This window comes from Flavonifractor sp. An306, from assembly GCF_002159455.1.
In the GTDB taxonomy this organism is placed as follows: Bacteria; Bacillota; Clostridia; order Oscillospirales; family Oscillospiraceae; genus Flavonifractor.
The window spans coordinates 1-2,032 of sequence record NZ_NFIQ01000169.1; the positions used below are offsets into that span (position 1 = coordinate 1).

The following is a 2,032-nucleotide window of genomic DNA, read 5'->3' on the forward strand; positions in this document are numbered from 1 at the left end:
GGTGTAATCCATACGATGGGAGCGTGTATGTGTTCCGTGACGGAACGGGCAGTATGCTGAAGTATATTGAATGGGATGGTCAGAGTTTTCAACAGGGAAAACGGCGGGCCCAGAGCGGCACATACCCCTGGCCGAAAGGAGAAGCCGGCCGTGTGGTCGAGATCAGCGAGAAAGAGTTTGCGTATCTTCTAAGTCAATCTATTGTGCCGTTCAAGCCCCATAAGAAAGAGATCTAAAAAGCAGAAAAAGTGCTGTGATGATTGAAATTACGGCACTTTTTTGCTATAATTTAAGCATGAAAACACAAGAGAGAAGCGCGGCGGAGTGGCGCGCGCTGCTGGATAAAAAAGAAGATGAAATCGCATTCCTGCATCGGCAGATCGACTGGCTGACACAGCAGCTTCGGCTTGTACGAGGGCAGCGTTTTGGTGCGTCCAGCGAACAGACACAGGCGCTCCTGGAGCAGGTGTCTCTGTTCCAGGAGGCGGAATCGGAGTCATGTGCAAAGATGCCGGAGCCAGAACTGGAGCAGGTCACATATAAGCGGAGAAAACAGAAAGGAAAACGGGAACTGGATTTTTCCGGCCTTCCTGTGGAACAAGTTATCCATGAACTGCCGGAAACCGAACAGGTCTGTTTGGAGTGCGGCGGGAAACTGCATGCCTGCGGTCATGAGGTGCTGCGCCGGGAACTGTCCTATGTTCCCGCGCAATATAAAGTGGTGGAGCATGTACAGACGGTATATGCGTGCAGGTGCTGTGAAAGGAACAGCGACCACGCCTTTTTGCGGAAAAGCGAAGTTCCCGCCCCACTGATTCCTGGCAGCGGGGTGGCTTCACCAAGCCTGCTGGCCCATATTATGAACAGCAAGTATACGTTGGCCCTTCCCCTTTACCGGCAGGAACAGGAGTTGCAGCGGAGGGGACTGTCGATTTCCCGGCAGACCATGTCCAATTGGATTATCTATACGTACAAGCGGTATTTTTCCGGTCTTTTCCAGGCCATGCACCAGGAACTGCTGAACAGTGAGATTCTCCACGCGGACGAGACCACGTTGACCGTGCTGCGGGAGAATGGCAGGCAGGCCAGGCAAAAGAGTTATGTGTGGGTATATCGGACCTCCGGCGATGCGGCAAGGCCAGTGGTGCTGTACGATTACCAACCCAGCCGGTCCGGCGTGTGTGCAAGCAATTTTCTGCAGGGCTTCACTGGGCTGCTGCATACAGATGGGTATGAGGCATACCACTGCAAACTGCCGCAGGAGATTACAGTTGCGGGCTGCTGGGCACATATGAGACGAAAATTCACGGATACATTGAAAACGCTCCCGAAGGATATCCGGGCACGCTCTCCGGCGCAGGCAGGTTTGGAGTATTGCAATAAGCTGTTCCATTTGGAGGAAGATTACACAAAACAGGGCCTCTCTTTTCAGGAAAGGTTTTCCGCCCGGATGGAATGTTCCAAACCTGTGGCGGAAGAATTCTTTGAGTGGGTGAGAGAGGAACAGGAGAAAAACCCCGTACCAAAAAGCATGTTTGGTGCGGCGTTGACCTATGCCCTGAACCAACGGGACTGGCTGATGAATGTATTTCTGGACGGACGGCTGGAGTTATCTAACAACCGGGTAGAGCGTGCGGTGCGTCCTTTTGCTATTGGAAGAAAAAACTGGCTGTTCTGCAACACGCCTCATGGCGCCGATGCCAGCGCAACGATATATTCCATTGTTGAGACGGCCAAAGCGAATGGCCTGTGGCCTTTCCAATATTTAAACTTCCTGCTGGAACGGATCCCACACGGCTATCCTCCAGAAGCTTGTCTCCCATGGGGGGAAGCTGCTCAGTCTATATGCAGATAAAGGCTGCCATTTGCGAAAAATGGCAGCCTTGTTCTATCTCTATATGTCCTCCGCTATTTTACGCTTACTGGCATCTGTAAGCGTAAAATAGCGGAGGACCTTTCCCCCTGTGGTAAGATGGGAGTAAAAAGTCAGGGGGCAGAGAGGTCATGAGTGAAGAAAAGCGAATATTGCAGT

General features: G+C 52.1%; 2 protein-coding genes. Both read left to right on the forward strand.

Annotated features, from left to right (window positions below):
* Positions 1–236 (forward strand): IS66 family insertion sequence element accessory protein TnpB (gene tnpB, locus B5F88_RS19225; protein WP_140402213.1); only part of this gene is annotated, 236 nt, incomplete at its 5' end.
* Between the two features lie 20 nt (positions 237–256).
* Entirely contained in the window at positions 257–1,855 is a 1,599-nt protein-coding gene (locus B5F88_RS19230; protein ID WP_087937026.1) for an IS66 family transposase, read from the forward strand.
* The last annotated feature ends 177 nt before the right edge of the window (positions 1,856–2,032 follow it).